We start from the raw sequence: 23,348 nt of genomic DNA on the forward strand, positions 1-23,348 counted from the left end.
CCATGAACCACAGCACCTTCTGGCTGACCGCGAATGACCACAGCCGCCTGTACGTCAATCATTGGATGCCCGTCGGCCCGGCCAAGGCAGTGGTCATGCTGTCCCACGGCATGGCAGAACACAGCGGGCGCTATGAGCGGCTGGCCAAAGCCTTGTGCAGTGCCGGCTATGGCGTGTATGCGCCGGACCAGCGTGGTCACGGCCGCACCGCCGACGAAGGTACCCTGGGGCTCTACGCGGAGAAAGATGGCTGGAACAAAGTGGTCGGCGACCTGGCCAGCCTCAACCAGCACATCGGCCAGCAGCAACCGGGGCTGCCGATCATTTTGCTGGGCCACAGCATGGGCAGCTATATCGCCCAGGCCTACCTGCTGCACCACAGCGCCAGCCTGCACGGAGCGATTCTCAGCGGTTCGAATTTCCAGCCGGTGGCGTTGTACCGCGCCGCACGGCTGATCGCTCGCGCCGAACGTCTGCGCCAGGGTATGCGTGGGCGCAGTGCATTGATCGAGTTGCTGTCGTTCGGCTCGTTCAACAAGGCATTCAAACCCAATCGCACCGCGTTCGACTGGCTCAGCCGTGACCCGAATGAAGTCGACAAGTACATCAACGATCCACTCTGCGGCTTCCGCTGCACCAACCAGCTGTGGATCGACCTGCTCGGCGGCTTGCAGCAAATCAGCAAAGCGTCCAATCTCGCCCAGATCGATCCTGGCCTGCCAATCCTGGTGCTGGGCGGCGAATGTGATCCGGTCAGTGAGGGCAAGCGTCTCAAAAGCCTGGCCCATGCCCTGCGTGAGGCCGGCAGCCAGCACCTGCAACTGAATATCTACCCGCAGGCACGTCACGAAGTGTTCAACGAAACCAATCGCGATGAAGTCACCGCCGATGTGCTGACCTGGCTCGACCAGGCCCTGACGTTGCGCAGGCCGGCCCGCTGCGAATAGCTTTTCCTTTAAAATCAGACAGTTAAATTACCGATTAGCCACAGGATGCACCCTTAGATGACCCAGGTAACCAACACCCCTTACGAAGCCCTCGAAGTCGGCCAGACCGCCAGCTACAGCAAGACCGTCGAAGAGCGTGATATCCAGCTGTTCGCCGCCATGTCCGGTGACCACAACCCGGTGCACCTGGACGCCGAATACGCCAAGGCGACCATGTTCAAGGAGCGTATCGCCCACGGTATGTTCAGCGGCGCGCTGATCAGCGCAGCCGTCGCCTGCGAGCTGCCTGGGCCGGGGACTATCTATATCGGCCAGCAGATGAGCTTCCAGAAGCCGGTAAAAATCGGCGATACCCTGACCGTGCGTCTGGAAATCCTCGAGAAGCTGCCGAAGTTTCGCGTACGTATCGCCACCCGCGTGTTCAACCAGCGCGATGAGCTGGTAGTGGATGGCGAGGCGGAAATCCTCGCGCCACGCAAACAGCAGGTCGTGACCTTGACCGAGCTGCCGCCGATCAGCATCGGCTGAGTCCGGTTTCAAGACCAACACCATACAAATGTAGGAGGGGGCTTGCTCCCGATAGCGGAGTATCAGTCGTCGAAATGTCGACTGATTTTCCGCCATCGGGGGCAAGCCCCCTCCCACAGTTGTTACACAGCAGGGCTTACGACTGAGCGCGAGCCTGGTTACGCAGGGCTTTTACCTGGTCGTGATTGCGTTGTACGCCGTGGTACTGACGCTCAACCAGATCACGAATACCCAGCAGGTTGTGCTTGTTGATCTTCTCGATGGCTTCCTTGTAAGCCTTCAGTGCGTGGTCTTCACCGCGCTCGGCTTCGTTCAGCACAGCCTCTTCGTCTTTACCGGTAACCATCGACTTCACATCGACCCAGCCACGGTGCAGGGCGCCGGCTACGCTGCCGGAATCTTCCGGATCACCGCCCAAGGCACGCACGGCGGTCTTCAGTTCGGCGGCGGCAGTGGCGCAGTCAGCGGAGCGCTTGGCAAACAGCGCTTTGAGTTCCGGATGCTTGATGTCTTCAGCGCATTCCTTGAAACCTTTCTGGCCGTCGATGCTGGTCTCGATCAGGTCGTTGAGTACGGAGATCGATTCTTTGTTGATGTCAGTCATTTTTCAATTCCTTAGGCAGGTGAACAAGGGTTGTCTTAATGATTGCAGCGCTCGTGCCAGGTTTTGAGAAAGTACTTTTATGTTTATTTTCAATAACTTAAAAATATTTGAACCATCTGTATGTACGTTATTTGCATGATCTGTCATTTGGCCTTCATGCAGAATGCCTGTATTTTCGAAGACCTCGCCTCACGCACACGAAGCTCATGAATCCCGAAAAACTCGAACTGCTGATCACCCGCGAAATGCCCTTCGGCAAGTACAAAGGCCGGATCATCGCCGACCTGCCGGGTCCCTACCTGAACTGGTTCGCCCGCGAAGGCTTTCCCCACGGCGAGCTGGGCGGGTTGCTGGCATTGATGCAGGAAATCGACCACAACGGCTTGTCTGAACTGCTGGAACCGTTGCGCGTTAAACACGGTAAACCCGCCCCCCGCCACTAAGAGACTCGCCATGCCAAGGAATGCTGATAACGAACCTCACTGGCAGGCCATCGCCCAGCGCTATGCGCTGGAACCCGGCCCGATCAATTTGGAGAACGGCTACTTCGGGCGTATGAGCCGCGAAGTGCAGGCGCAGTACCTGGAACACGTGGCGTTTATCAACCGCAGCAACTCGCTGTATGTGCGCCAGCGCTTCGAGCAAGGTGAAAACGTCGCGGTCCGTCGCCAACTGGCCGGACTGATCGACGTCGACCCCGAATCGGTAGCCTTCACCCGCAACGCCACCGAAGCCTTGCAGTCGCTGATCCGCAACTACAACTGCCTGCAACCGGGCGATCAGGTGCTGATCAGCGACCTGGAGTACGACACGGTCAAAGGTGCGATGCGCTGGTTGGCGGGGGTTCGCGGTGTGGAAGTGATCGAACTGTCCCACACTCACCCGGCCAGTTTCGACAGCCTGTTGCAGACCTATCGCGATACGTTCGCCCAGTACCCGCGCCTCAAGCTGATGGTACTCACCCATGTGACCCACCGCACTGGCCTGGTGATGCCTGTCGAGGCCATCGCCAAGGCTGCGCGTGAGCATGACATCGACGTGATCCTCGACGGCGCCCATGCACTGGGCCAGATCGAGTTCAACCTCGCCGAACTGGGCATTCAGTTCGCCGGGTTCAACCTGCACAAATGGATCGGCGCGCCGCTGACCCTGGGGTTTCTCTATATCGCCCCCGAACGCCTGGCGGACATTGATCCGGACATGGGCGAGTTCCACTACCCCGCCACCGACGTGCGTGCGCGTACGTCGTACAGCACCCCCAACTTTCCGGCACTGATGACCTTGCCACTGGTATTTGAAGAACATCGCGCCATGGGCGGCGCTGCAGCCAAGGGAGCGCGGGTGAACTATTTGCGCGACGTGTGGGTAAAACAGGTGCGGGCATTACCGGGCATCGAGGTGCTGACGCCGGATGATCCACGGCTGTATTGCGGGATTACGGCGTTCAAGTTTACGGGGCAGGACCAGCAAGCGATGGTGGATCGGTTGCTCAAGGACTACGACTTGTTTGCCACTACCCGAGTTGGCGCGGCGTTTGGCACCTGTATTCGGGTGACGCCGGGGTTGGTCACCTCTACGGTGGACATTCAGCTACTGGCAAAAGCCATTACCGAACTGGCCTACAACGGCCCGGGGGGTGGGGAAGTTCTTTAGGCAAAAAAAAAGCGGTACACCGACCAAGTGCACCGCAAAAATGCCGTTAAGCACAGCAACAACGATTCGGTGAATCAGATCAATCCAGCAGCGCCAGCGCCTGCGCGGTGACTTCCTGGATGCGGGCCCAGTCGCCGTTCTTGACCCACTCCGGGTCAAGCATCCAGCTACCACCCACGCACATCACGTTTTTCAACGCCATGTAGCTCTTGATATTGGCCGGGCCAACGCCGCCGGTCGGGCAGAATTTCACTTCGCCGAACGGACCGCCCAAGGCCTTGATGGCAGCAACGCCGCCGCTGACTTCAGCCGGGAACAGCTTGAAGCGGCGGTAACCCAGGCCATAGCCTTCCATGATGCCGGAGGCGTTGCTGATGCCTGGCAGCAGCGGGATCGGGCTGTGTACCGAGGCTTCCAGCAGGTCGCGGGTAATGCCGGGAGTGACGATAAATTGCGAACCGGCGACTTCCGCCGCTTCGAGCATGTGACGGTCGAGTACGGTGCCAGCGCCGGTGCACAGTTCTGGGCGCTGCTCGCGCAGAACCTGAATGGCCTTAAGGCCGAACTCGGAACGCAGGGTCACTTCCAAGGCGGTCAAACCACCGGCGGCCAGTGCATCGGCCAGCGGCAGGATGTCCTGTTCGCGGGCGATGGTGATCACCGGCAGGATCCGCGCCTTGGCACAGAGGCTGTCGATCAGGGCAACTTTATCCGCCATGGACACGGTCGGTTGAGGGCTTTTCATAGCGGCTGATCCTTGGCTCATGGGCACCAGTAAATCTCTAAAGTAGGTTGCAAAAACGCGCGAATCGGCATGGCAGCAACGTCGTTACTGGCCAGCGCGGCGCTCAAGGTGGTCAACTTCGAACTGCCGGAAATCGACAGCACGGTGTAGTGGGCCGTGGCCAGCAACGCGCGACTCATGGTCAGGCGCTGGTGCGGTACGGTCGGCGCCAGCATCGGCCAGCAACGGCGGGTACCGTCGGCCTGCAATGCCTGCGCGAGGTTCGGACTGTTGGGAAACAGCGATGCGGTGTGGCCGTCATCGCCCATGCCCAGCACCAGCACATCAATGGCTGGCAACTCGGCCAGCAGGCGATCGGCGTGCTCGGCAGCGTCTTCAAGGTTGGCGGCGGCGCTGTACAGGCTGAGGAACCTGGCCTTGGCCGCCGGGCCTTGCAACAGGTGCTGCTTCAACAGGCCAGCATTGCTGTCGGCATGTTCCACCGGCACCCAGCGCTCATCGGCCAGGGTGATGGTGACCTTGGACCAGTCCAGGCCTTGCTTGGCCAGGTTCTGGAAAAACGCCACGGGGCTGCGGCCGCCGGACACGACCAGGGTCGCTTCGCCACGGGCACTGATAGCCCCCCGCAGTTGTTCAGCCACGTCGTTGGCCAGGCCGTCCGCCAACAAGGCAGGCGTGCGGTACTCATGGGCCGTAACACCCTGAGGCAGTTTCAATTCAGATATCGCCATACCAAGACCTCCCATCCCGCGTGATCAGTGCAATAGAGCTCATCGGCCCCCAGGACCCCGCCGCATACGGCTTGGGTGCATCACCGGATTTTTTCCACCCGGCGATCAACTGGTCACACCACTTCCACGCGGCTTCGATTTCATCTTTGCGAACAAACAGGTTCTGATTGCCGCGCATCACTTCCAACAGCAAACGCTCGTAGGCATCGGGGATACGCGCGCTGCGGTAGGTGTCGGAAAAATTCAGTTGCAGTGGCCCGCTGCGCAGTTGCATGCCCTTGTCCAGGCCCTGCTCCTTGGTCATCACGCGCAAGGAAATACCTTCGTCCGGCTGCAGGCGGATGATCAGCTTGTTGCTGATCTGCAAACGCTGCTCGGGGGCGAAGATGTAGTGGGACGGTTCCTTGAAGTGGATGACGATCTGCGACAGCTTCTGCGGCATGCGCTTGCCGGTGCGCAGGTAGAACGGCACCCCGGCCCAACGCCAGTTACGAATATCGGCGCGCAGGGCGACGAAGGTTTCGGTGTCGCTCTGGGTGTTGGAATTTTCTTCTTCCAGGTAACCCGGCACCGGCTTACCGGCGCTGTAACCGGCGATGTACTGGCCACGCACCACCTGAGTGGTAAGGCCATCCGGGCTGATCGGCGCCAGGGCCTTGAGCACCTTGACCTTCTCGTCACGGATGCTGTCGGCGGACAGGTCGGCCGGCGGGTCCATGGCGATCAGGCAAAGCAGCTGCAGCAAGTGGTTCTGGATCATGTCGCGCAGCTGGCCGGCCTTGTCGAAATAGCCCCAACGGCCTTCGATACCGACCTGCTCGGCCACGGTGATTTCCACGTGGGAAATGTAGTTCTGGTTCCACTGGGTTTCGAACAGGCTGTTGGCGAAACGCAGGGCGATCAGGTTCTGGACGGTCTCTTTGCCCAAGTAGTGGTCAATGCGGTAGGTGCGGTTTTCCGGGAAAAACTGCGCCACGGCATCGTTGACCTTGCGCGAGGATTCCAGGTCCGAGCCGATGGGTTTTTCCAGCACGACGCGGGTGTTTTCCGCCAGGCCGACTTTGGACAGGTTCTCGCAGATCGCACCGTACACCGACGCAGGCGTGGCAAAGTAGGCGATCAGGCGTTGTTCGTTGCCGGCCTTTTCCGCCAGGACTACGTAGTCATCGGCTTTCATGAAGTCGACGTGTACATAGGTCAGGCGGGCCAGGAAACGCTGGGCGATGCTCTCGTCCAGTTCCTTGCCGACGTATTTACGCAATTCTTTTTCGATATGGGCCAGGTGTTGCTGCTCGGAGCCGGCTTCCCGGGCCAGGGCCAGGATGCGGGTGTCGTCGTGCAGGAGCCCGGCGCCATCAAGTTGATAGAGGGCAGGAAATAACTTGCGCAGCGCCAGATCACCCAAGGCGCCAAACAGGGCAAAGGTGCAGGGTTCTACGGTTATCGAAGGCATGATGTTTGTTCTTTTATCAAGTTAAGCTACAAATACCTTTTTTCAAGGCATCACTCAAGGAAAAATGTAGTAATAACCACAACATTTTCCCGAAATACGCATTCCGAGTGGTGGTGTTCAGCTACCCTCAGTAGGATAGGCCACCGCAAAGAGCCACTCGTCGATTGGTTGCCACCCTTATTTGCATCGTCGCCCGAAGGAAAGACTGAATGGACCGCGTGCGAAATCTTCTGGAACAGATCCGGAACCGCCTCGAAGAATTGAACAAGGCCGAGAAAAAAGTTGCCGAGGTCATCCTGCTCAACCCGCAGCAGGCGACCCGCTTCTCTATCGCAGCCCTCGCCCAAGCCGCTTCGGTCAGTGAACCGACGGTCAACCGTTTCTGCCGTTCGTTCGGCGTCAGCGGTTACCCTGAACTTAAATTGCAGTTGGCGCAAAGCCTGGCCAGTGGCGCAGCGTATGTCAGCCGCGCCGTGGAGGCCGATGATAACCCCGAGGCCTACACCCAGAAGATCTTTGGCAGCGCCATCGCCTCGCTGGACGCCGCCTGCCAGGCCCTGGACCCTGCCCTGATCAGCAAGGCCGTGGACCTGTTGATCCAGGCGCGGCAAATCCACTTCTTCGGCCTGGGCGCTTCGGCGCCGGTGGCCATGGATGCATTGCACAAGTTCTTCCGTTTCAATCTGTCGGTCACCGCCCATGCCGACGTGCTGATGCAGCGCATGATTGCGTCGGTGGCGCACACGGGCGAGCTGTTCGTGATCATTTCCTACACCGGACGCACCCGCGAGCTGGTGGAAGTGGCGCGCATCGCGCGGGGAAACGGCGCCTCCGTGCTGGGCGTAACCGCCGAGAACTCGCCGCTGGCCAAGGCCAGTACCGTAAGCCTGAACATTCCACTGCCCGAAGACACCGACATCTATATGCCGATGACCTCACGGATCATTCAGTTGACCGTGCTGGATGTGCTGGCCACCGGCATGACCTTGCGCCGCGGGGTGGATTTCCAGCCGCATTTGCGCAAGATCAAAGAGAGCTTGAATGACAGCCGGTATCCGGTTGGGGATGAGTTCAACTAAGCCAGCCTGTGTGTTGGCTTCACTGGCCTCATCGGGCCATGGGTATCTACACAACTTTTGCTCAACGCTGAACACCCGGCAGATAGGGCTGTTGTGGCGAGCGGGCTTTTCCCGCGTTGGGCTGCTTCGCAGCCCCAGTAAGGAAGAATGCGGTGTATCAAACACTCTGTGGAGGCTGGTTTTGGGGGCTGCTTCGCAGCCCAACGCGGGCGGCGCGACGATTCGACAAGCCCGCTCGCCACAGGGGAACTCGCCAGTCTCTGAAAATTGTGTAGATACCTATGCTCATCGGGGGCAAGCCCCCGATGAGGCCATCAACCACACCGCTAAACCCCAGCCCGCGCCTGCAAACTGAGATGCGCCCGCTCCCCCGGCGCCAGACTCGCCCCGGCCATCGCTGACTCCACGCACACAAACCCCGACGCCTCGTTGAAGCTCACGCCCAGCAGCGGCCGGCTGCCGGGATGCCATACGACGGTATCGGCGCTGTCGCCGGTGTCGATGCACAGTTCGCGCTGCCAGGCGTGGTCCTTGAGGTGCAGTTCGCCGTCGTGCTGGAACACCCGCTGGCACCCGCCGTCCACGCGCAACTCGCCTTCCTGCTGACACGCCTGGCGATTGAGCTGGTCGTAACCGTGTGCGCCGTCGAGTCCAGACAGCGCTATCTCATCGACGTGACCAATACGCCAGTAAGCGTGCAAAGCATGGCTCAACTGGCACGGCAACTCGTCCTGATGCTCGGTGCTAAGGCGCAGTTCCAGGGTGTCGCCCAGGTGCGCGTGCAGGTCGACCTGCCAGTCGCACAGCTGCAATTGCCAGTGCAGGCGCACGCCGTCGTGGTCGGTGCTGCTGTCGAGCAGTTTCCAGTCGATCAACCGCGCCCAACCATGGGACGGCCAGGCGTTTTCGCTCGGGTGACGGCCATACCAAGGCCAGCACACCGGCACGCCGCCACGGATGGCGCCGACTTGCGGCCACTTGGCCGCGCACCACAGCCAGGGTTTCTGGCCACGGGGTTGAAAATGCAAGAGTTGCGCGCCCTGGCGACTGAACACCGCCTGGCACAGCGGATGGTCGATCACCAACACGTCGCGCATCTGAAAGCGCTCCCAGGCAAACACCGGACGCTCGCGCAGGGATTTGAAAAAGCGTTGCAGCGGTTGCTCATGCATGTGCCACGGTCCTGAATATCGTCACAGTGCCATCCAAAAAAAAGCGGATAGCCATGGCTACCCGCAAAATGCGCACAGAGAGAAGGAGCTTATCGCAACAGCGTTAGAACACCGACTGAATTTTCAGACCGGCAACCAAGGCGTTGTCGACTTGATCAACACCACCTGGGTGGGTGATGTACTGCAGGTTGGGGCGCACGGTCAGCCAGTTGGTGACGTGGAAGCCATAGTTGATTTCGTAGTTGTACTCGGTAGTACGCAGTGGCGCGTACAGCGGGTTGTCATAGTCGCTGATGCCATTTGCCGCGTTGACGAACTCAGCGGTTTTCTTCACATCATCGTTGACATGGATGCGCCCGAAACCAATGCCGACGTCATCTTTTGGACGCGCATCAAATGGGCCTTTGTACACAAACATCAGCGACTGGTAGTTGTCGATAAAGTTGGTGTCTTTGTCGTGAAAGGTCACGTTAGCCGCAATGTTCAGACCGCGGGATGCGTCGCCATTGTGGGTAGTAAGTTGCTGTTGCAGGACGCCCCAGTAACCGCTCTTGCTGCTACGGACGCGGAAGGCGTCGCCGGTAGCACCGGCGTTCTGGCCATTCACGTCCTCACGAACGTCGTTGGCATCGGCCGTGCTCTTGTAGTAACCCACACGGTATTCGCCCGGCAGGCCATTGACCTTCGGCGACCAGACCAATTCCACTGGTAATAAGGTGCCCTTGGTACCGCTGCCGCTGAGCTTGAAGCCGTTGCCATGCTCGGTTTGAGATGGGTTCTGGTTGTAGGCACCGATTTGCGCATACAGCTCAGGCGTGATGTTGTACTTCACACGCAATGCAGCCTGCATGACTGGCCAGTTGTACCAGATGTTGGTTGCCCAGTTACCCACCTGGGAACCGCAGAACGTCAGGTTCTGGAACTCGCAGGGGAAGGTGTTGAAGTCTTCGCCTTCACCGAAGTAACCGGCTTTCACGTCCAGCTTGCCGTCGAGGAACTGGTGCTGGATCCACAGTTGGGTCAGACGCACCATGTGGCCGCGTCCATACACCTCTTGTGACGAGCTGAGCGTGCCGGCACGCGGGTCGCCAATGCGGTCATTGGAGATGTTCTGGCCATTACGGTTGGTCAACTGGATCTTGGCCTGGGTGTTGTCCCAGCCCCACAGCTTTTGCAGGTCCAGCGCTACGCCCAAGCCAAACTGGTCGGCGTAACGGGCAGTCTTGTCGTCGTTGTAGCCGCCATGCAGGTTGGCGCCTACTTCCCCTACGTAGTCAGCCTTGATATCGATACCTTGCTCGATCAGCTTGGTACGCTCGCCGCCCCAATCGCCGGTCATCCATTTGGAATCGGCGCTGAATGCTTCGTCCGCCATCGCATTGGCGGACAAAACCAGGGCTGCAACTGCTGACAGTTGGCAGATCAGCCGGGTGTTGTTGTGTTGCTTTTTCATCCCTACATCCTCGTCTTTATTGTTATTAAACTGTTTTTATCTAACGCGGGTTACTTTTTTCATCTAAAACAACAACTTATCTACTTCAGCGACCTTTGAATTGGGCCACATTGTCCACATGCCCCTGTGCGGGCAATGAAGAAGCAGTGCCGAGGCGCTCGCCAGTGTTGGCGTCGAACAGCAGTACCTTGGATGGATCGAATTGCAGGGTCAGGGTCTCGCCCACCTGCGGCGCCACATCAGGCGCCAAACGGCAGCAGACCTTGGTGTCATTGAGCTGCACAAACACCAGTGTGTCCGGGCCGGTCGGCTCGGTGACCTGGACCTCGGCACGTATGCTCGATGAGCCATTACCCTCACCCGCCGCCAACACGATCTGCTCCGGGCGCAGGCCCAGAATCACATCACGGTCCTCCAGACCAGCGTCGTTCATACCCAGCGGCAATTCGCAACGCGCCTGGCCGCTGTCGAGCAGCGCCACCAACACCCCGTCCTTGCGTTTTAGGCGCATAGGAACGAAGTTCATCGGTGGTGAACCGATAAAGCTTGCCACAAATAGGTTAGCAGGGTCGTTGTAAATTTCTTTCGGAGTGCCGAATTGTTGGATGATGCCGTCCTTCATCACCGCCACTTTATCGCCCAGGGTCATCGCTTCGATCTGATCGTGTGTCACGTAGACCGTGGTGGTTTTCAGGCGCTGGTGCATCAGCTTCATTTCGGTACGCATCTCGACGCGCAGCTTGGCGTCGAGGTTGGACAGCGGTTCGTCGAACAGGTAGATTTTCGGCCGACGCGCCAGGGCCCGGCCCATGGCCACGCGCTGTTGCTGGCCGCCGGAGAGCTGGCCTGGCTTGCGGTTAAGCAGGTGTTCGATCTGCAGCAACTTGGCCACGCGCGCCACTTCGGCGTCGATGTCGGCCTGGGGCATCTTGCGGATCTTGAGGCCGAACTCGATGTTCTCGCGCACGCTCATGGTCGGGTACAGCGCGTAGGACTGGAACACCATGGCGATGTCCCGGTCCTTGGGGCTCATGCCACTGACGTCCTGGTCGCCGATCATGATCGCGCCGCCGGTGATGGTCTCAAGGCCGGCGATGCAGTTCATCAGCGTTGACTTACCGCAACCCGAAGGGCCGACCAGGATCAGGAACTCTCCCTCTTTGATCGACAGTTCGATGTTCTTCAAGGTGTCGGGCAGGCCGGCGCCATAGGTCTTGTTTACATTGCGAAGTTCAAGCGTAGCCATGATTACCCCTTGACCGCGCCGGCCGTCAGGCCGCGCACGAAATACTTGCCTGCGATCACATAGACCAGCAGGGTCGGCAGCCCGGCGATCATCGCCGCCGCCATATCCACGTTATATTCCTTGGCCCCGGTGCTGGTGTTGACCAGGTTGTTCAGCGCCACCGTGATGGGCTGGGAGTCGCCACTGGAGAACACCACACCGAACAGGAAGTCATTCCAGATCTGGGTGAACTGCCAGATCAGGCAGACCATGATGATCGGCGTGGACATCGGCAGAATGATCTGACGGAAGATGGTGAAGAAACCGGCACCGTCCAGGCGTGCCGCCTTGATCAGCGCATCCGGAATGCTCACGTAGTAGTTACGGAAGAACAGCGTGGTGAACGCCAGGCCGTACACCACGTGCACAAACACCAGGCCAGTGGTGGTGCTGGCCAGGCCCATCTTGCCGAGGGTGAACGACGCGGGCAGCAGCACGGTCTGGAACGGCAGGAAGCAGCCGAACAACAGCAGACCGAAGAACAACTGCGAACCACGGAAGCGCCAGAACGACAGCACATATCCGTTCAACGCGCCGATGGCGGTGGAAATCAGCACGGCCGGCACGGTGATCTTGATCGAGTTCCAGAAGTAGCCATCCACGGTGTCCCAGGCCTTGACCCAGCCGATGCCGCTGACCACGGTCGGCCAGCTCAACAGGTTGCCGGTGCTGATGTCTTCCGGGGTCTTGAAGCTGGTGAGCAACATCACCACCAGCGGTACCAGGTACAGCAACACCGCAAGGATCAGCACCGCGTAGATCGCGATGCGGCTCAGGCTGATGGCAGGTTTGGCAGCGAGACTAGTCATTACGCTTGGTCCTCAGCTCGGAGTAGAGGTAAGGCACGATGATCGCGAGGATCGCACCGAGCATCAGGATTGCACTGGCCGAGCCCATGCCCATCTGGCCACGGCTGAAGGTGAACGAGTACATGAACATCGCAGGCAGATCGGACGAGTAGCCCGGCCCGCCAGCGGTCATCGCCGCCACCAGGTCGAAGCTCTTGATCGCAATGTGCGCCAGGATCATCACCGCACTGAAGAACACCGGACGCAGGCTGGGCAGCACCACGCTCCAGTAGATGCGCGGCAGGCTCGCGCCGTCGATCTGGGCGGCGCGGATGATCGACTGATCAACGCCACGCAGGCCAGCGAGGAACATCGCCATGATGAAGCCGGAGGCTTGCCACACGGCGGCGATCACCAGGCAATAGACCACGCGGTCCGGGTCGATCAGCCAGTCGAGACGGAAGCCTTCCCAGCCCCAGTCACGCAGGAGTTTGTCCAGGCCCATGCCCGGGTTGAGCAGCCATTTCCAGGCGGTACCGGTGACGATCATCGAGAGCGCCATCGGGTACAGGTAAATGGTGCGGATAAAGCCTTCGCGACGGATTTTCTGGTCGAGGAAAATCGCCAGCGTCACGCCGATCACCAAGGTGATGCCGATAAACATCCCGCCGAAAAGCGCCAGGTTCTTGCTCGCCACCCACCAGCGGTCGTTGTCGAACAACCGTTCGTATTGCGCAAGGCCTGCCCATTTGTAGCTCGGCAGGAACGTAGACGTGGTGAACGAGAGCACAAACGTCCACAGGATGTAGCCGTAGAAGCCCACCAACACGATGAACATGCTGGGCGCCAGCACCAGCTTGGGTAGCCAGCGCTGCAGTGCATCGAACGGCGAGGCTTTGCTGAACACAGCAACAGAACTCATGGGGAAATCCAATAGTAAGGCTGAAGGCAGCTACAAGCGGCGAGCTACAAGCGTGAAGACATACCGCGCCTACTTGCAGCTCGTCACTTGCAGCTTGTAGCTAGTTCCTACTTAGCAGACTTGATCGCAGCGCCGAGTTTCTTGGCGGTGTCGGCCGGGTCGGCTTTCGGGTCGTTGATGTAGTTGGTCACGACATCGAAGAACGCACCTTGCACAGCCAGGGTGGTGGCCATGTTGTGCGCCATGCTTGGCTGCAGGCCGCCGGTCTTGGCGTCAGCCAGGAAGTCCTTGGCAGCGGTCTGGGCGCAGGAGTCGAAGCCGAGCTTGTCCATTTCATTGAGCATGTCGGTACGAACCGGGATCGAACCCTTGTTGATGCTGAACACCTTCTGGAAGTTTTCACCCAGCACGACTTTGGCGATGTCCTGCTGGCCAGCGGCAGTGCCTTTGTCTTTCTGCTTGAACACCGCCAGGGAGTCGATGTTGTAGGTGAAGGCTTTGTCGGTGCCCGGGAAAGCTACGCACTCGTAGTCTTTGCCGGCGACTTTCTTGGCGGCGGTCCATTCGGACTTGGCCCAGTCACCCATGATCTGCATGCCGGCCTTGCCGTTGATGACCTTGCCTGCTTCGAGGTTCCAGTCCTGGCCTTTGCCGTCGACGTCCATATAGGTCGCGACTTTCTTCAGCTCGGTCAGGGACTTGACCATTTCCGGGCCGGTCAGCGCAGCGTTATCCAGGTCGACCAGGGCTTTCTTGTAGCCATCGGCGCCCATTACCGACAGGACGACCGCTTCGAAGACAGTACTGTCCTGCCAAGGCTGGCCACCGTGGGCGAGCGGAATGAAGCCCGCGGCCTTGAGCTTGTCGCCGGCTGCGTAGAATTCTTCGAGGGTGGTTGGGTTCTTGGTGATACCGGCTTTCTTGAAGACTTCCGGGTTGATCCACAGCCAGTTCACGCGGTGGATGTTGACCGGTACGGCGACGTAGTCACCGTCGTACTTCACGGTGTCGGAGACTTTCTTGTCGAGCAGGGAATCCCATTTTTCGTCTTTGGCGACGGACTTCAGGACGTCGGTGTCGAGCAGGCCGGTGGACGCCCATTCCTGGATGTCGGGGCCTTTGATCTGGGCAACGCCTGGCGGGTTGCCGGCGACCGCGCGGCTTTTCAACACGGTCATGGCAGTGGCGCCACCGCCACCTGCGACGGCACCGTCTTTCCAGGTGAAGCCGTCTTTCTCTACTTGGGCCTTCAGGACATCTACAGCCGCCTTTTCGCCACCTGAGGTCCACCAATGCACAACTTCAACCGTCCCTTTGGAGTCGGCGGCAAATGCACTGAGGGGAAACAACGAGGCAACGGAAATAGCTACGGCGAGGCGATTAATCGCGTTCATCTGAATACCTTTTCTTGTTGTTATGCATGCAAGTCTAGAGCTTGCGCTGCACGGAGTTTAAACATGGTTTTTTCGAGCGCAGGTAACAAAGGGATGCACAAATGTCACCAGCTGGTGACATGGCGCCCAGCGGCTAAAGCGCTGGCCATGCTCGGTGCCAGGGGCAGTGCAGGCAGCACCACCGCTTGCCAGGCATGGTACAGGTCCGGCTTGCCACCCCAGATGTTGCTGCTGGGCTGGTTGTGCGGGCTGATTTCGTGGTGCCAGCTGCCGTGGATACGGTCGATGAAATGGGTGTCGCAAAACTCCCAGAAGCGCCGGTACCAGGTTTCGTAATGCAACTCACCCGTGCGTTTGAGCAAGGCCTGGGCAGCGGCGCTGGCTTCAGCGTGGGTCCAGTGCAGACGCTCGCGCACGACCGGGCGGTGGTTCCAGTCCAGGGTGTAGACGATGCCGGGGGCACCATCCACGGCCCAGGCATATTCGCAGGCGCTGGCGAACAGGCCCTTGGCGGCGCTCAGCAGCCAGTCCGGCGTGGCCAGCCCGGCCTGCAGGCGCGCGGCTTCCAGGTGCAGTACCAGCCGCGCCCACTCAAACCCGTGTCCAGGGGTGATGCCGTAAGGGCGAAAGCCATCGGCGGGGTTGTCTTCGTTGTAATCGAGCAGGGGTTTCCATTGAGCGTCGAAATGCTCGATCACCATGAACTGATTGGCGGCGGCGTGGGTATGAATCACTCGCTCGACGATGCGCAGGGCGCGGTCCAGCCAACGCGTGTCAGCAGTGACATCGGCCAGGGCCAGGAAGGCTTCGGTGGCGTGCATGTTGCTGTTGGCGCCGCGATAGGCTTCTACACCGCTCCAGTCCTGGGCGAAGGACTCGAGCATCACACCTTCCTCTTCGCTCCAGAAGAACTGGTCGATGATATGGATAGCGTCGTTCAGCAGGGTTTGTGCACCGGGCGCATCCGCCACCACGGCCGAGCTGGCGGCCAGGGCGACAAAGGCATGCAGGTAGGCAGCTTTGCCGGTGTTGCCGTCCAGGGCCTGGGGCGCGGCGAACCAGCCACCGTGTTCGCTATCACGCAAAGGTCCACTCAGGGCCGCAACGCCGTGCGCCACCCGCTCGGCATAACCCGGCAAGCCCATGGCATGGGCCATGGCGAAGCTGTGGGTCATGCGCGCGGTGTTCATGGTTTCGGCGTGGGCATCGACCGGCAACTGGCCTTTGTCGTCGAGGTTGCCAAAACCCTCAGGCAGACGGGAGGCCTTGGCGAAGGCCAGCAAGCGCTGGCCTTCGGCGGCGAGCCAGGCGTGATGGGCAGGTGCATTCAGCCAGCTGCTGGCAGGCAGTGGTTGCGTGGTCATGGGTGGCCCTTATTATTTTTTGTGGGATGACCCGGAGTCTAAACAAGGGCGAGGTGGGGGCAAGTAACGAAGGAGATGGGAAATGTCACCAGACGGTGACATTCAAGCCGCTTAGGTGGCCTGTGGCGAGCGGGCTTGCCACAGGCCTGAATATTACTGGCCGAGCGGCGTAACAGCCGCTGGCGCATTGAGGCGCTGATTCAGGTTCTGCACCTGGCTCTGCAAGGTGGTGATATTGCGGGTGGTCTGGATGCGGAACACGTCGAACTCTTTATTGGTCGGCGCATCGCTGTTGGCTGGCTGGCTGTCCTGCGCGCTTTTAAGTACCACGAGATCCTGCTCCAGTCGGGCGATGGCTGCGCTCGGGTTGCCTTGTTTTTTCAAGGCGGCAACATCAGCGACCAATTCCTTTATCTCGGTATCGCGCTTGCCGGCATCGCCCTGCGTCGCCTTCAGGGTGGCCACTGCATCGGTCAAGGCTTGCACCTGGCCTTGCAGCTTGGCATTGGCGCTCGACAGCTCCGTGGTGCTAGCCGTCATTTGTGCCAGGCGCTTGTCCAGCTCGGTGGCCTGGCCGGCAACGCCGAGCTGCTGCTTGCCCTGTTCCAGCAACTGGTTTTCCAGCTGTTTGATCTGCAGTTTCAGCGCTTCGCTGCCGTTGTTCACGCTGGCCTCACTGGCTACGACCTTGCCGGAAATGTCCTGCAGGCGCCCCGCCGCTTCTTCGCTGATGCGCGCAAAGCTTTCCTGGGTGGCAACCAACTGCTGGCCCATCAGGGAGATCTGCTGGAAGCTCCACCAGGCCAGGCCGGCGAAGGCGATCAACAGCGCACCGATCAACGCCCACAACGGACCGGTGCTGGGCCCCTTGACCTTGACCACGGGCGTGTTGCGCGAACGCACCGAGGTGGCCGGGGAAGGTTCGAAATCATCGTCATCCCCGTGGTCGGCCCGCAGGCTGGGAACGTTGTCGAAATCGTCTTTAGCATCGTTGCGCATGAATCAACCCTGAATCGGTGAGTTAGCTGGCTGGAAAGCCGAGCGACGGGAGTATAAACCCCAACTCCATCGCGTTGATCGACCCGGAAGCTGGAATTCGGTTCCCGATGTGTTGCCTGTTGTGACCTTATTTGAACCCGGGATCCTGGGCCTTCCACCAACTGCAGAACTCGTCGAGGGCGGTCCACAGGCTGACCTTGGGCTCGTAATCCAGATAATGCCTGGCCCGGCTGATGTCGAGGGTGAAATCTTTGTTCATTACCTGCATGCCAAGGCGCGACAACGACGGCTCCGGCCGTCCGGGCCACATTGCACAGACTGCCTCGTTCAACGCAGCCACGCTGTAGGACAAGGCGTAGGACCGATAACGGGTCACCTGGGGCAGCTCCATTTGGCGCATCACGTAGTTCACCACGTCCCACACCGGCACCGGCGTGCCGTTGCTGATGTTATAGGCCTTGCCCAGCGCAGACCCAGGGGCGAGCAAGCTGCTCAGCAATGCTTCGTTAAGGTTGTGAATGCTGGTGAAATCCACCTTGTTCAGGCCGTCGCCGACGATGGCCAGACGGTTCTTGCGCTGCATTTTCAGCAAGCGCGGGAAGATACTCATGTCGCCGGCGCCGGTGACGAAACGCGGGCGCAGGGCCAGCACTTCCAGGCCGAACTCCTGGGCGCCGAACACCTTCTGCTCCGCCAGGTATTTGGTGGCGGCATAGGGGTGCTTGAAGCGCTTGGGCACTTGCTCTTCGGTAAGCCCCAGGTGATCACGACCATCGAAATAGATCGACGGCGACGACAGGTGCACCAGGCGCCCGACCCGCTGTTTAAGGCAGGCTTCAACAACGTTTTCGGTGACCAGCACGTTGCCTTGGTGAAAGTCCTGGTAACGCCCCCACAGCCCAACAGCACCGGCGCAGTGCACCACGGCTTCGACATCACGGCACAGGCCGCGCACCAGGTCGGCGTCATTCAGGTCACCCTGGATAAACTCGGCACCGCGCCGAACCAGGTGCTCCACACCCTCGGCGCGCCGCCCGTTGACCCGCACGTCCAGGCCCTGCTCCAGGGCGAAACGCGCAAAGCGCCCGCCGATGAAGCCGCTTGCGCCGGTGACCAGAACTTTCATGGTGCCTCCTACGGATGCAGCTGTAAGCCTCAAGCTATAAGCTGCAAGTTAAATACGTCTGCAAGCTCTTCTCTTGCAGCTTGCAGCTTGACGCTCGTCACTGCTCGTACGACACCAACCATTGTCCACAGGCGTGGGCCAGATGGTCGGTCAACAGGCCCAACAGCTGCCCGCCACTGCGCCAATGATGCCAGTACAACGGCACATCGATGGGCTTATCTGGCAATAACTCGACCAGCACGCCCTTTTCCAATTGGTCGCGTACCTGCAATTCAGGCACCAGCCCCCAGCCGAGCCCGGCTTCCGCCAGGCGGATAAAGCCTTCGGACGATGGGCATAAATGGTGTTCGAAACCACCGCCAACGCCCAAGGACGCCAGGTAGCGATGCTGCAGGAAATCATCCGGACCAAACACCAGCGCCGGTGTGCGCGCCAGTTGCTCGGCGCGCACACCTTGGGGGAAATGCCGGGCAATAAAGGCCGGACTGGCCAGCGCCCGATACCGCATGGCGCCCAGCAACAGGCTGCGGGCACCGGCCACCGGGCGTTCGCTGGCGCAAATGCAGGCGGCCACCTCGCCGGCGCGCATGCGCTTGAGGCCCACCGTCTGGTCCTCTACCACCAGATCCAGTAGCAGATGCTGCTCGGCACAAAAGTCACTGACAGCCTCGGCCCACCATGTGGCGAGGCTGTCGGCATTCAGGGCGATACGCAGGCGTTCGGGCATGCCTTCTTCGTCCAGCGCCGGCACCTGGCTTTGCAGGTCGCGCTCCAACAGCCGCACCTGCTGCACATGGTTAAGCAAGCGCCGACCAATATCGGTGGGCGCAGGCGGCGTGACCCGCACCAGCACCGGCTGGCCGATGCGTGCTTCCAATAACTTGATGCGCTGGGAAATCGCCGATTGCGACAGCCCCAATACCTGGGCACCGCGCTCGAAGCCGGCCTGTTCCACCACCGCCGCGAGGGCGGAAAGCAATTTATAGTCGAACATCAGTTTCTCTAATGAGCGATCAGCAATATTGGTTTTTCTTATACAGCCTTGAGCACGAGAATGACCAGCATCGTTGAGAGGATCTTTATCTATGTGGCAAAGCTATATAAACGGATTGCTGGTGGCGCTTGGGCTGATCATGGCAATCGGTACGCAAAATGCGTTCGTCCTGGCCCAGAGCCTGCGCCGTGAGCATCACCTGCCCGTCGCAGCCCTGTGTGTGATCTGTGATGCGCTGCTGGTCGCGGCTGGGGTATTCGGTCTGGCAACGGTGCTGGCGCAGAGCCCCATACTGCTGGCGGTGGCGCGTTGGGGCGGTGCCGTCTTCCTGCTGTGGTACGGGGCGTGCGCGCTGCGCAGGGCCTGTTCGAAACAGAGCCTGGACCAGGGCGATAGCCTCAAAACCCGCTCATTGCGTGCAGTAATGCTCAGTGCCTTGGCGGTGACACTGCTCAACCCCCATGTCTACTTGGATACAGTGCTGCTGATCGGCTCACTGGGCGCCCAGCAAACCGAACCCGGTGCCTACGTGGCTGGGGCCGCAAGTGCATCGTTCCTGTGGTTCACCACCCTGGCGCTCGGCGCGGCCTGGTTGGCGCCGTGGCTGGCACGACCGGCGACATGGCGCCTGCTGGACCTGTTGGTAGCGGTGATGATGTTCAGCGTGGCCTATCAGTTGATCAGTGCCTGATGAATATTCCAAAACGCTCTGGAACCTCTATCCCACACAGTTGTTGCGTGGTTTTGCCGCACCCCCGGTGCTATGATCCGGACCCTGCGCCGCAAAGAGTACAAACTCCCCGGCGCTTGTTTGGCCGCCCGTGATCGGCCTTGCGCTCACCGCAACTGACCTGATTAGGAGAATCATCATGGCTTTCGAATTGCCGCCGCTGCCCTACGCACACGATGCCCTGCAGCCGCATATCTCCAAGGAAACCTTGGAGTACCACCACGACAAGCACCACAACACCTATGTCGTGAACCTGAACAACCTGGTGCCTGGCACCGAGTTCGAAGGCAAGACCCTGGAAGAGATCGTCAAGTCTTCTTCGGGCGGCATCTTCAACAACGCCGCTCAGGTCTGGAACCACACCTTCTACTGGAACTGCCTGGCGCCAAACGCCGGTGGCCAACCAACCGGCGCGCTGGCTGAAGCCATCAACGCTGCGTTCGGTTCGTTCGACAAGTTCAAGGAAGAGTTCACCAAGACGTCCGTCGGCACCTTCGGTTCCGGTTGGGGCTGGCTGGTGAAAAAGGCTGACGGTTCCCTGGCCCTGGCCAGCACCATCGGCGCCGGCAACCCGCTGACCGGCGGCGACACCCCGCTGCTGACCTGCGACGTATGGGAACACGCCTACTACATCGACTACCGCAACGTGCGTCCAAAGTATGTGGAAGCGTTCTGGAACCTGGTCAACTGGAAGTTCGTGGCTGAGCAGTTCGAAGGCAAGACCTTCACTGCCTAAGCAACCCTTGCAGTAGAAAGAGCCCGGCGATTGCCGGGCTTTTTTGTGGGTGCTCTCCCCCAAAGGTCAGTATCTGAAGACTGGAACTCAACGGTAATAATTCACCACCCAAGTGGCCGGAGGAATAACCCTCTCAGCTAACGGTGGAGAATTACGATGAATCCTATTTCGATGGTAGCGGGTGCAATTCCGATGGTAGCGAAGCTTCTTGGTACCGGTATGGATGCAGCAAAGGGTGCAGCGGATCTGGCAAGCAACGTCATGGGTACTACAGGTGCCCTCACAAAGGTCGCAGGAGAAGCGCTAAAACCGCTGGGCCCGTTTAGTTTTTAATATCGCCTCCTGACAGAAGGCGGGCCTGCTCCGCCTTCGTTCCAGTCAATATTTGCGCAGTACGCTCACTCTTTATTCACGCCTGCCAGGCACCGACCTGGGTTGGCGCCCCTCCATGCCGGTCAAGCCAAAGCGCCAATTGAGCTTTTGCCCCAATGTCCCTTTGACTGCCATCACCAGATTGCCAATACTCATGGCATATTGAAGGCCACCCGCATGAGACAAGGAATGCCCCTTTGAAGCTGGAACTCAAGAACAGCTTGTCGGTGAAGTTGCTACGGGTTGTGCTCCTGTCGGCGTTGATCGTGGGCGTGGCGCTGAGCGTGGCGCAGATCGTTTTCGATGCCTACAAGACACGTCAGGCCGTGGCCGGTGATGCCCAGCGCATTCTCGACATGTTTCGCGACCCCTCGACCCAGGCCGTCTACAGCCTGGACCGCGAAATGGGCATGCAGGTGATCGAAGGGCTGTTCCAGGACGAGGCGGTGCGCATGGCCTCCATCGGCCATCCCAACGAAACCATGCTGGCGGAAAAAAGCCGCGCCTTGCAGCACTCCCCCAGCCGCTGGCTCACCGACCTGATTCTTGGCCAGGAACGCACCTTCACCACTGCATTGGTCGGCAAAGGCCCCTACAGCGAGTATTACGGCGACCTGAGCATTACCCTCGACACCGCCACTTATGGCCAGGGCTTTATTGTCAGTTCGGTGATCATCTTCATTTCCGGCGTGTTACGCGCCTTGGCCATGGGCCTGGTGTTGTACCTGGTTTACCACTGGCTGCTGACCAAGCCGCTGTCGCGGATTATCGAGCATCTCACCTCGATCAACCCGGACCGTCCCAGCCAGCACAAGATCCCGCAACTCAAGGGCCACGAGCGCAATGAGTTGGGGTTATGGATCAACACCGCCAACCAGTTGCTCGAATCCATCGAGCGCAATACGCACCTGCGCCATGAGGCGGAAAGCAGCCTGTTGCGCATGGCCCAATACGACTTCCTGACCGGCCTGCCCAACCGCCAGAAACTGCAGGAGCAACTGGACAAGATCCTCATCGACGCCGGCCGCCGCCAGCGCCGCGTAGCGGTGTTATGCGTGGGGTTGGACGATTTCAAAAGCGTCAACGAGCAGTTCACCTACCAGGCCGGCGACAAATTGTTGCTGGCCCTGGCCGACCGTTTGCGCGCCCACAGCGGCCGCCTCGGCGCCCTCGCCCGCCTCGGGGGCGATCAGTTCGCGCTGGTACAGGCCGATATCGACCAACCCTATGAAGCGGCCGAACTGGCGCAAAGTATCCTCGACGACCTGGAGGCGGAGTTCGCCCTCGACCACGAGGAAATTCGCCTGCGCGCCACCATCGGCATCACCTTGTTCCCGGAAGACGGCGACAGCACCGAGAAGCTGCTGCAAAAAGCCGAACAGACCATGACCCTGGCCAAAAGCCGCTCACGCAACCGCTATCAGTTCTATATCGCCAGCGTCGACAGCGAAATGCGCCGCCGCCGCGAGCTGGAAAAAGACCTGCGCGACGCCCTCAGCCGCGACCAGTTCTACCTGGTCTACCAGCCGCAGATCAGCTATCTCGACCAGCGTGTGGTGGGCGTGGAAGCACTGATCCGCTGGCAACACCCGGAACACGGCCTGGTACCGCCCGACCTGTTCATCCCGCTGGCAGAACAGAACGGCACCATTATTCCGATTGGCGAATGGGTGCTGGATCAGGCGTGCCGACAATTGCGCGAATGGCATGACCTGGGCTTCACCGAACTGCGCATGGCGGTCAACCTGTCCACCGTGCAGCTGCACCACACCGAGTTGCCACGGGTGGTCAACAACCTGATGCAGATCTACCGCCTGCCGCCGCGCAGCCTGGAACTGGAAGTCACCGAGACTGGCCTGATGGAAGACATCAGCACCGCCGCCCAACACCTGTTGAGCCTGCGCCGCTCCGGGGCGTTGATCGCCATCGATGACTTCGGCACCGGCTACTCCTCCTTGAGCTATTTGAAAAGCCTGCCGCTGGACAAGATCAAGATCGACAAGAGCTTCGTCCAGGACCTGCTGGACGACGATGACGATGCCACCATCGTTCGCGCCATTATCCAACTGGGCAAAAGCCTGGGCATGCAGGTCATCGCTGAAGGCGTGGAAACCGCAGAGCAGGAGGCTTACATCATCTCCGAGGGCTGCCATGAAGGTCAGGGCTACTACTACAGCAAACCCTTGCAGGCCCGGGAGTTGGCGGCTTTTTTGAAACAGGCCGAGCGCAATAGCGCGGCTATTCTCTGACCTGGCGAAACGATACTGAATATT

Annotated in this window: 23 protein-coding genes; 9 read left to right on the top strand and 14 right to left on the bottom strand. The window is 59.9% G+C overall.

The features are described 5' to 3' along the window. The first annotated feature begins 2 nt into the window (after positions 1–2). Together FIV39_RS21170 and FIV39_RS21175 are read left to right on the top strand one after the other, a co-directional pair. The gene (locus tag FIV39_RS21170) at positions 3–947 is read left to right on the top strand and encodes an alpha/beta hydrolase (protein ID WP_090400511.1); all 945 of its coding nucleotides are present in this window, start codon (positions 3–5) and stop codon (positions 945–947) included. Positions 948–1,004: 57 nt separating this feature from the next. Next, positions 1,005–1,475, top strand: a complete 471-nt coding sequence (locus FIV39_RS21175; protein WP_003175719.1) for a MaoC family dehydratase — start codon at positions 1,005–1,007, stop codon at positions 1,473–1,475. Positions 1,476–1,611: 136 nt separating this feature from the next. On the opposite strand, the gene FIV39_RS21180 is transcribed toward FIV39_RS21175, so the two are convergent. Beyond that, positions 1,612–2,079, bottom strand: a complete 468-nt coding sequence (locus tag FIV39_RS21180) for a ferritin-like domain-containing protein (RefSeq protein ID WP_032891010.1) — start codon at positions 2,077–2,079, stop codon at positions 1,612–1,614. A gap of 206 nt (positions 2,080–2,285) precedes the next feature. Here FIV39_RS21180 and FIV39_RS21185 point away from each other — a divergent pair, with 206 nt between their 5' ends. Continuing rightward, positions 2,286–2,522, top strand: coding sequence for a DUF3820 family protein (locus tag FIV39_RS21185; protein ID WP_017139191.1), 237 nt, complete (start codon positions 2,286–2,288; stop codon positions 2,520–2,522). A 10-nt stretch (positions 2,523–2,532) separates the two neighbouring features. After that, the gene (locus FIV39_RS21190) at positions 2,533–3,732 is read left to right on the top strand and encodes an aminotransferase class V-fold PLP-dependent enzyme (RefSeq protein ID WP_090400512.1); all 1,200 of its coding nucleotides are present in this window, start codon (positions 2,533–2,535) and stop codon (positions 3,730–3,732) included. A gap of 79 nt (positions 3,733–3,811) precedes the next feature. Here the strand turns inward: FIV39_RS21190 and FIV39_RS21195 are convergent, their stop codons facing one another. Genes FIV39_RS21195 through zwf form a run of 3 tightly spaced genes read right to left on the bottom strand, consistent with a single transcriptional unit; the run spans position 3,812 to position 6,661 of the window. Next, positions 3,812–4,477, bottom strand: a complete 666-nt coding sequence (locus FIV39_RS21195; RefSeq protein WP_026067364.1) for a bifunctional 4-hydroxy-2-oxoglutarate aldolase/2-dehydro-3-deoxy-phosphogluconate aldolase — start codon at positions 4,475–4,477, stop codon at positions 3,812–3,814. Positions 4,478–4,494: 17 nt separating this feature from the next. Continuing rightward, positions 4,495–5,208: a 6-phosphogluconolactonase gene (gene pgl, locus FIV39_RS21200; RefSeq protein ID WP_090400513.1), complete on the bottom strand. Its 714-nt coding sequence runs from the start codon at positions 5,206–5,208 to the stop codon at positions 4,495–4,497. Continuing rightward, complete coding sequence (gene zwf, locus FIV39_RS21205; RefSeq protein WP_090400514.1) at positions 5,195–6,661, bottom strand: glucose-6-phosphate dehydrogenase; 1,467 nt, start codon at positions 6,659–6,661, stop codon at positions 5,195–5,197. The genes pgl and zwf overlap by 14 nt, the downstream gene beginning before the upstream one ends. 218 nt (positions 6,662–6,879) lie before the next feature. Here zwf and FIV39_RS21210 point away from each other — a divergent pair, with 218 nt between their 5' ends. Beyond that, on the top strand, positions 6,880–7,740 hold the full coding sequence (locus FIV39_RS21210) for a MurR/RpiR family transcriptional regulator (protein ID WP_186731546.1): 861 nt from the start codon (positions 6,880–6,882) through the stop codon (positions 7,738–7,740). Between the two features lie 326 nt (positions 7,741–8,066). Here FIV39_RS21210 and FIV39_RS21215 read toward each other — a convergent pair whose 3' ends face one another. From FIV39_RS21215 to FIV39_RS21260, 10 genes are all read right to left on the bottom strand, one after another. Further along, complete coding sequence (locus tag FIV39_RS21215) at positions 8,067–8,912, bottom strand: D-hexose-6-phosphate mutarotase (RefSeq protein ID WP_090400516.1); 846 nt, start codon at positions 8,910–8,912, stop codon at positions 8,067–8,069. A gap of 103 nt (positions 8,913–9,015) precedes the next feature. Then, entirely contained in the window at positions 9,016–10,365 is a 1,350-nt protein-coding gene (locus tag FIV39_RS21220) for a carbohydrate porin (protein ID WP_090400517.1), read from the bottom strand. A gap of 85 nt (positions 10,366–10,450) precedes the next feature. Beyond that, the gene (locus FIV39_RS21225; RefSeq protein WP_090400518.1) at positions 10,451–11,611 is read right to left on the bottom strand and encodes an ABC transporter ATP-binding protein; all 1,161 of its coding nucleotides are present in this window, start codon (positions 11,609–11,611) and stop codon (positions 10,451–10,453) included. 2 nt (positions 11,612–11,613) lie between these two features. Further along, positions 11,614–12,459, bottom strand: coding sequence for a carbohydrate ABC transporter permease (locus FIV39_RS21230; RefSeq protein WP_065949393.1), 846 nt, complete (start codon positions 12,457–12,459; stop codon positions 11,614–11,616). Further along, complete coding sequence (locus tag FIV39_RS21235) at positions 12,452–13,360, bottom strand: carbohydrate ABC transporter permease (RefSeq protein WP_003175732.1); 909 nt, start codon at positions 13,358–13,360, stop codon at positions 12,452–12,454. The genes FIV39_RS21230 and FIV39_RS21235 overlap by 8 nt, the downstream gene beginning before the upstream one ends. 107 nt (positions 13,361–13,467) lie before the next feature. Then, the gene (locus tag FIV39_RS21240; RefSeq protein ID WP_090400519.1) at positions 13,468–14,754 is read right to left on the bottom strand and encodes an ABC transporter substrate-binding protein; all 1,287 of its coding nucleotides are present in this window, start codon (positions 14,752–14,754) and stop codon (positions 13,468–13,470) included. 104 nt (positions 14,755–14,858) lie between these two features. Further along, on the bottom strand, positions 14,859–16,118 hold the full coding sequence (locus FIV39_RS21245; RefSeq protein WP_090400520.1) for a D-mannose isomerase: 1,260 nt from the start codon (positions 16,116–16,118) through the stop codon (positions 14,859–14,861). Between the two features lie 153 nt (positions 16,119–16,271). Continuing rightward, entirely contained in the window at positions 16,272–17,117 is an 846-nt protein-coding gene (locus FIV39_RS21250) for an ATPase (RefSeq protein ID WP_090400521.1), read from the bottom strand. 127 nt (positions 17,118–17,244) lie between these two features. Beyond that, positions 17,245–18,243 carry an NAD-dependent epimerase/dehydratase family protein gene (locus FIV39_RS21255; RefSeq protein ID WP_090400522.1) on the bottom strand — a complete coding sequence of 333 codons (999 nt, stop codon included), beginning with the start codon at positions 18,241–18,243 and terminating at the stop codon, positions 17,245–17,247. Positions 18,244–18,340: 97 nt separating this feature from the next. Further along, positions 18,341–19,237 (bottom strand): LysR family transcriptional regulator ArgP, encoded by an 897-nt coding sequence (locus FIV39_RS21260; protein WP_090400523.1) that lies wholly within the window; start codon positions 19,235–19,237, stop codon positions 18,341–18,343. A 91-nt stretch (positions 19,238–19,328) separates the two neighbouring features. Between FIV39_RS21260 and FIV39_RS21265 the strand changes: the two genes are divergently transcribed. The 4 genes from FIV39_RS21265 (at position 19,329) to FIV39_RS21275 (ending at position 23,324) form a co-directional block, all read left to right on the top strand. Then, a complete protein-coding gene (locus tag FIV39_RS21265) occupies positions 19,329–19,928 on the top strand; it encodes a LysE/ArgO family amino acid transporter (protein ID WP_090400524.1) in 600 nt (199 codons plus the stop codon). 178 nt (positions 19,929–20,106) lie between these two features. Next, positions 20,107–20,703, top strand: a complete 597-nt coding sequence (locus tag FIV39_RS21270; RefSeq protein ID WP_090400525.1) for a superoxide dismutase — start codon at positions 20,107–20,109, stop codon at positions 20,701–20,703. Between the two features lie 156 nt (positions 20,704–20,859). Next, positions 20,860–21,036, top strand: coding sequence for a hypothetical protein (locus FIV39_RS33070; RefSeq protein ID WP_159440111.1), 177 nt, complete (start codon positions 20,860–20,862; stop codon positions 21,034–21,036). Between the two features lie 236 nt (positions 21,037–21,272). Next, entirely contained in the window at positions 21,273–23,324 is a 2,052-nt protein-coding gene (locus tag FIV39_RS21275; protein ID WP_090400526.1) for a putative bifunctional diguanylate cyclase/phosphodiesterase, read from the top strand. Positions 23,325–23,348 lie beyond the last annotated feature (24 nt).

Source organism: Pseudomonas grimontii (assembly GCF_007858185.1).
In the GTDB taxonomy this organism is placed as follows: Bacteria; Pseudomonadota; Gammaproteobacteria; order Pseudomonadales; family Pseudomonadaceae; genus Aquipseudomonas; species Aquipseudomonas grimontii.

Excerpts from the sequence above, each read along its gene's own strand:
- FIV39_RS21170 (WP_090400511.1), top strand. The coding sequence starts at position 3 with ATGAACCACAGCACCTTCTGGCTGACCGCGAATGACCACAGCCGCCTG.
- FIV39_RS21175 (WP_003175719.1), top strand. The coding sequence starts at position 1,005 with ATGACCCAGGTAACCAACACCCCTTACGAAGCCCTCGAAGTCGGCCAG.
- FIV39_RS21180 (WP_032891010.1), bottom strand. The coding sequence starts at position 2,079 with ATGACTGACATCAACAAAGAATCGATCTCCGTACTCAACGACCTGATC.
- FIV39_RS21185 (WP_017139191.1), top strand. The coding sequence starts at position 2,286 with ATGAATCCCGAAAAACTCGAACTGCTGATCACCCGCGAAATGCCCTTC.
- FIV39_RS21190 (WP_090400512.1), top strand. The coding sequence starts at position 2,533 with ATGCCAAGGAATGCTGATAACGAACCTCACTGGCAGGCCATCGCCCAG.
- FIV39_RS21195 (WP_026067364.1), bottom strand. The coding sequence starts at position 4,477 with ATGAAAAGCCCTCAACCGACCGTGTCCATGGCGGATAAAGTTGCCCTG.
- pgl (WP_090400513.1), bottom strand. The coding sequence starts at position 5,208 with ATGGCGATATCTGAATTGAAACTGCCTCAGGGTGTTACGGCCCATGAG.
- zwf (WP_090400514.1), bottom strand. The coding sequence starts at position 6,661 with ATGCCTTCGATAACCGTAGAACCCTGCACCTTTGCCCTGTTTGGCGCC.
- FIV39_RS21215 (WP_090400516.1), bottom strand. The coding sequence starts at position 8,912 with ATGCATGAGCAACCGCTGCAACGCTTTTTCAAATCCCTGCGCGAGCGT.
- FIV39_RS21220 (WP_090400517.1), bottom strand. The coding sequence starts at position 10,365 with ATGAAAAAGCAACACAACAACACCCGGCTGATCTGCCAACTGTCAGCA.
- FIV39_RS21225 (WP_090400518.1), bottom strand. The coding sequence starts at position 11,611 with ATGGCTACGCTTGAACTTCGCAATGTAAACAAGACCTATGGCGCCGGC.
- FIV39_RS21230 (WP_065949393.1), bottom strand. The coding sequence starts at position 12,459 with ATGACTAGTCTCGCTGCCAAACCTGCCATCAGCCTGAGCCGCATCGCG.
- FIV39_RS21235 (WP_003175732.1), bottom strand. The coding sequence starts at position 13,360 with ATGAGTTCTGTTGCTGTGTTCAGCAAAGCCTCGCCGTTCGATGCACTG.
- FIV39_RS21240 (WP_090400519.1), bottom strand. The coding sequence starts at position 14,754 with ATGAACGCGATTAATCGCCTCGCCGTAGCTATTTCCGTTGCCTCGTTG.
- FIV39_RS21245 (WP_090400520.1), bottom strand. The coding sequence starts at position 16,118 with ATGACCACGCAACCACTGCCTGCCAGCAGCTGGCTGAATGCACCTGCC.
- FIV39_RS21250 (WP_090400521.1), bottom strand. The coding sequence starts at position 17,117 with ATGCGCAACGATGCTAAAGACGATTTCGACAACGTTCCCAGCCTGCGG.
- FIV39_RS21255 (WP_090400522.1), bottom strand. The coding sequence starts at position 18,243 with ATGAAAGTTCTGGTCACCGGCGCAAGCGGCTTCATCGGCGGGCGCTTT.
- FIV39_RS21260 (WP_090400523.1), bottom strand. The coding sequence starts at position 19,237 with ATGTTCGACTATAAATTGCTTTCCGCCCTCGCGGCGGTGGTGGAACAG.
- FIV39_RS21265 (WP_090400524.1), top strand. The coding sequence starts at position 19,329 with ATGTGGCAAAGCTATATAAACGGATTGCTGGTGGCGCTTGGGCTGATC.
- FIV39_RS21270 (WP_090400525.1), top strand. The coding sequence starts at position 20,107 with ATGGCTTTCGAATTGCCGCCGCTGCCCTACGCACACGATGCCCTGCAG.
- FIV39_RS33070 (WP_159440111.1), top strand. The coding sequence starts at position 20,860 with ATGAATCCTATTTCGATGGTAGCGGGTGCAATTCCGATGGTAGCGAAG.